Raw genomic sequence first — 4,953 nt, forward strand, 5'->3', positions numbered from 1 at the left:
GTACCTCAGCGGCGACCACGGCGAAGCCCTTGCCATGTTCACCAGCACGGGCGGCCTCGATCGCGGCGTTGAGTGCCAGCATATTGGTCTGATAAGCGATGTCGTCGATGATTCCAATTTTATCAGCGATATTCTTCATAGCCTGCACCGTCTGGGTGACTGCGTCACCGCCGCTACGCGCCTCTTTAGCAGCACCAGTCGCGATATCGTCGGTCACCCGCGCATTCTCCGCGTTTTGCTTGATGGAAGCTGCGGCCTCTTCTAGCGTCGCAGAAGTCTCCTCGACACTGGCGGCCTGCTCAGAGGCGGCCTGAGAGAGCGACTGAGAGGTTGCGCTCACCTGCTCAGAGGCACTGGAGAGATTGTCTGCGGCGCTACGCACCTCGCCGATGGTCTGGGCTAGGCGCTCCACCATAGTGCCCATCGCCGCCATCAAGCGTCCCGTTTCATCGCGGGTCCGAGATACCACCTGCATGGAGAGATCACCATCGGCAATCTGTTCGGCCACCCCGACAGCCTCATTCAATGGTCGGGTAATGGAACGGGTCAGGAAAAAACCCATCAACATCGCCATGAGAATAGCGGCAACACTGATCCCGATAGACAGATCACGGGCGCTGACATAGTCCGCATTGCCTTGCTGCGATGCCGTAACAAAACGGACGGCTAAGGCTTTATCAAGCCGATCCAGTTCAGTGCGGAGCAAGGTTTCCTGGGGAACCACCTGTTGTTGAAACTGGGTGAAGGCGGTAATAGGATTCGCATCTTGAAAGCAGCCCTTTAACCCGGAATCGTATTTTTCCATGTGGCCTTGGATTTTTTTCACCAGCAATTTATCCTGGGGATGCTGGGCAACCTCCTCATGAAGGACCGCCAGAATATCCTGACTCCTTGATTGCAGATTTCGGATATTCTTTTGATCTCCGGCACGTTGCCCGGGAGTCTGGCTTAAAAACATATCGCGACAGTCACTGGCCATGGCCAGGACCGCAACGTGGAGTTCATTGGCGTGATCGGCGATGGGCCACGCCACGCCGGTAATGCTATCGACATCGCCCTTAATTTTCTGCAGTTGCACAATCGACGTTGCCGCCAGAAGGATCAGCAGGATGATGACTGCGCCATAACTGGCGCCTAAACGCAAACCGATACGCATATTCCCGAGCATAATGAATTCCTCTTGGTGTAAGTCAGTGGGAGTGTTTTGCGGAAGTGTGATGGTGAATCAGCGCCGGAATATCCAGAATGGGGGCGACGTCGCCATTACCGAGGATGGTCGCTGCGGATATCCCCGGTACCTGTTCGAACAACTTGCCGAGCGGCTTGATGACCGTCTGCTGATTGCCGAGGATAGCCCCGACTACCATGCCAACCCGATCTTGACCATGACGCACGACAATGACATTGCGACGTTTTTCGGGTTGGGCATCAAACCGAAAAACTCTCGTCAAATGTAGTAGCGGCAGAGCCTGGTCGCGTAACACCATATATCCGACAGTGCCTTGCTGTTCCGGATATTCCAGGCATTCCTCCACGGACTCAGAGGGGATGACGAAGGTATCCGTCGCTAACTTGACGAGAAAGCCGTCGATAATAGACAAGGTGAGTGGCAGACGGATTCGCATGGTGCTTCCTGCACCGGGAGTGGATTGGATTTCGATACTGCCACGGATAGCCTCGATGTTTTGACGCACCACGTCCATCCCCACCCCTCGCCCGGAAATGTCGCTCACCTGGTCGGCTGTGGAAAACCCGGGGGCGAATATCAGCGCGTAGATTTCCTGGTCACTGAGTTGTTGCTCTGGAGTGGCCAGCCCCTTTTCTATGGCCTTGCCCAGAATTTTCTCGCGATTGAGTCCGCCGCCGTCATCACGCACCTCGATAAGAATGCCGCTGGCATCATGACAGGCATGCAGACTGATACAGCCTTGAGCCGGTTTGCCGAGCGCGTGACGACGCTCCGCACTCTCAATACCATGGTCCATGGCATTGCGCACCAAGTGCATGAGCGGATCGGTGATTTTTTCCGCCATGCTCTTGTCGAGTTCCGTCCCTTCGCCGCTGATTTCCAAACGAATATCCTTGCCAAGAGTCCGTGCAGTATCCCGCACCACACGCGGAAAACGCTGAAAGACCTCAGCTACATCGATCATTCGCAAGTGCAGAGCACCATCGCGGATATCCTCCACCAGGCGCGCCACCTGAGCGGCGGATTCGATCCGTTCCTCGGCGTTATTCTGCGCCGCATAAAGACTGTTGGCGGCGCTGGCGATGACCAGTTCCCCGACCAGGTTCACCAGTTGATCCAGATCGGCAGCACGTACACGCAACATCTGGCGCTCGACTACCTGATGTTCGCGCTGTTGTTGCTGTTTCTCCAGAGCGCCCTGTACCACAGGCTCCTGCACCATGTTTTGGGCCACCAGAATCTCGCCGAGTGGTTGATGCTGACCGCCCTGGCTCGACGAATCCTGTAAGGCGAGCGCTCCTTTCAACTCCTCTGGCGTCAACGAGCCTACAGCGACGAGAATCTCGCCCAAATGCTTATCGGCTTCTGGCAATTGCTGAATCAACTGGAGATAAGCAGTGATCTGGCTATGTGCCGGAAGGATGTGAATCGTGCTGGATTCTTTGACGAAATCAAAAACATCGGCAATTTTTGCCTTGTCGGCAGAACTCTTGAAACTGATTTCAAAACCCAGATAGCAGCTTTCTGCGTCCATCTCGGATAGTGGCGGCAGGCGGTCGGTCAGGGTAACGATCCCAACAATTTCGCCGATCTGCTCCAGATAGCGCAAAAAAGAAAGAGGGTCCATGCCATCGCGAAATGTGTCGAGCCCGAAACGCAGGGAAATATGCCAGTTGCCCGTTTGCACCGAATCAGGCGAATTGCTGCACTCTGGTTCGGTGAAAGGGGATACGGTTGGTGCCAACGTTGTCGGGGCAAGCGCCGGTGCTGTCGCTGGTACTGTGCTCGCTATCGGGCTGGAGCCCAATTGGGCCGCGAGATCTCCGAGCAGCCGCAAATCCTCCGCAAGAAAACTCTGATCCAATGGCGACTCAGTGGCAATTCGGTCCAAGTAGCCCGCGATATGGTCGCCACAGGAAAGTAGCAAAGTGATGCGCACCGGCGTGAGCTCCGTAATTCCCGACCGGATTTGGTCCAGCAGATTCTCCAGGCGATGGGTAAAACGCACTACCTCTTCCAGTCCGAACAGGCCAGCAGAACCCTTGATGGTATGCGCCGCCCGAAAGACTGCGTTTATACGTTCCGAATCAGCGCCCGCATCCTCCATGAACAACAGCGCATTTTCCATGTCCTGTAGCAATTCACGACTTTCTTCAAAAAAAGTCTGTAGTGCTGCCGCCATTTGTGGATCAAGATCAATCATCCGGCCATCTCCCGCGTCAGAATAACAGGATCACCAAAATAGGCCGTCAGACGGCACAACTGCAGTGCCCGAACCATAGCGACTGAATGTCCGGTGAGTCGCAGAATCACACCAAGGCGCAGAGCTTCGGCTTTAGTCGCCAATAACATTTGCAAACCGGCCCCATCCACTTCAGCCACTTCGTTTAATACCAGTTCAATTTCATGATGCTGCTGGAGCATGGTCAGCAGATGTGTACGCAAGGATGCCGCCGCGTAAATATCCAGATCGCCGGATAACCGGATTTGCAGATTGGCACCCTGCTGCTCCTGCTCAATGTCCATAGTCATCAAGGCAAAATCAGCTTGCCTACCGCGGCCAGCATCTGCTGAGGCTGGAATGGCTTGATCACCCAAGCTTTTGCGCCAGCAGCCTGTCCCTGGAGTTTTTTTTCTTCTTCCGCCTCAGTGGTAAGCATGATCACCGGCGTGAACTTGTATTCCGGCTTCTGTTTAACCTCCTTGACGAAGGTAATGCCATCCATGTTGGGCATATTCACATCACTGATAATGAGATGGACTTTGGCTGCTGCGCCCAGTTTTGCCAGACCATCTACACCGTCACAAGCCTCGATGACTTCATAACCTGCGCCTTTCAGCGCAATGCTGACCACTTGCCGCAAGGATGCGGAATCATCGACTACGAGAACTGTTTTTGCCATTTCGCGAACTCCTTGCGCGCTATTTTAGAAAAAAGTGATGTCTTGGCCGGCGTCCGGGGCCGCGTTGCCTTCTCCATGATGAATGGCATGTTCTTCACGGGTCGTATATTTGCTGGTCAACGCCTGCAACCACTCGTCTATCCCACCTCCGGGATTTCCTTGTGCCAAGTGCGACGGCAGATCACTCATCCCCTCTTCCACATGTCCCAGCACCTGACTGACACGATCCTGAAATTGCAGGGCGATCAATAATTGGTCCATTTCTTCAGCGATCTTTTGTGCCTCGCTTTGCAGAATATCCGCGGATTCGGACAGGCGGCCCGTCATTTCTTGCAAGCGATGCAATACGCTACGGATAGACAGCTCTGCGTTGGCCAGGAATTGCCTTTCCTGTTGAATAGCCGTTGCCGTTTGCGCGACCACACCACGAATGGCCGTGCTGATGACTTTAACGCTCTCGCTCATTTGCTGGCTGGTGTCCTTGGAGCGGGTGGATAATTTGCGCACTGCATCGGCTACCACGGCGAAACCGCGGCCATGCTCGCCAGCGCGAGCCGCTTCTATGGCGGCGTTGAGCGCGAGCAACGTTGTCTGAGAGGCGATTTCTCCCACATCCTGCGCCATACGCTCCAACGTATTGATCTGGGACAAAAGTGCCGATATCACCTGTTGCTGCGCCTCATGCTGCTGGGTAGCCGTGCCGATATGTTGGAGTACACCCAGAAGTTCCGCCTCACTGGTGCGGAACAAACCGCCCATATCCGGATCTCCTCTTTCGGCCTGCGCCGCGCCGCGTGAGGCGCGCACGGCATTACCCAGACGCTCATGGAGCCTGACGAAGCGGCTCATAATGTCAGAAAC

4 protein-coding genes and 2 pseudogenes are annotated in these 4,953 nt (G+C 55.0%); all 6 read right to left on the reverse strand.

Features of this window, described 5'->3' with window-relative positions:
* Window positions 1-475 (reverse strand): methyl-accepting chemotaxis protein (locus AC2VNK_RS03685; RefSeq protein ID WP_486882834.1); only part of this gene is annotated, 475 nt, incomplete at its 3' end.
* Window positions 458-1,168: pseudogene (locus AC2VNK_RS03690) on the reverse strand (MCP four helix bundle domain-containing protein); the annotation flags it as partial. The gene AC2VNK_RS03685 and the pseudogene AC2VNK_RS03690, both read right to left, overlap by 18 nt.
* Window positions 1,169-1,190: 22 nt before the next feature.
* Window positions 1,191-3,392, reverse strand: a complete 2,202-nt coding sequence (locus AC2VNK_RS03695) for a chemotaxis protein CheA (protein WP_486882833.1) — start codon at window positions 3,390-3,392, stop codon at window positions 1,191-1,193.
* Window positions 3,389-3,721 carry an STAS domain-containing protein gene (locus tag AC2VNK_RS03700; protein ID WP_291525213.1) on the reverse strand — a complete coding sequence of 111 codons (333 nt, stop codon included), beginning with the start codon at window positions 3,719-3,721 and terminating at the stop codon, window positions 3,389-3,391. Before AC2VNK_RS03700 ends, AC2VNK_RS03695 begins: the two co-directional genes overlap by 4 nt.
* Window positions 3,721-4,092 (reverse strand): response regulator, encoded by a 372-nt coding sequence (locus AC2VNK_RS03705; protein WP_215876878.1) that lies wholly within the window; start codon window positions 4,090-4,092, stop codon window positions 3,721-3,723. Before AC2VNK_RS03705 ends, AC2VNK_RS03700 begins: the two co-directional genes overlap by 1 nt.
* Before the next feature lie 309 nt (window positions 4,093-4,401).
* Window positions 4,402-4,953, reverse strand: a pseudogene (locus tag AC2VNK_RS03710) (methyl-accepting chemotaxis protein); the annotation flags it as partial.

The sequence above is a fragment of the Acidithiobacillus sp. TH-A35 genome (assembly GCF_057473505.1).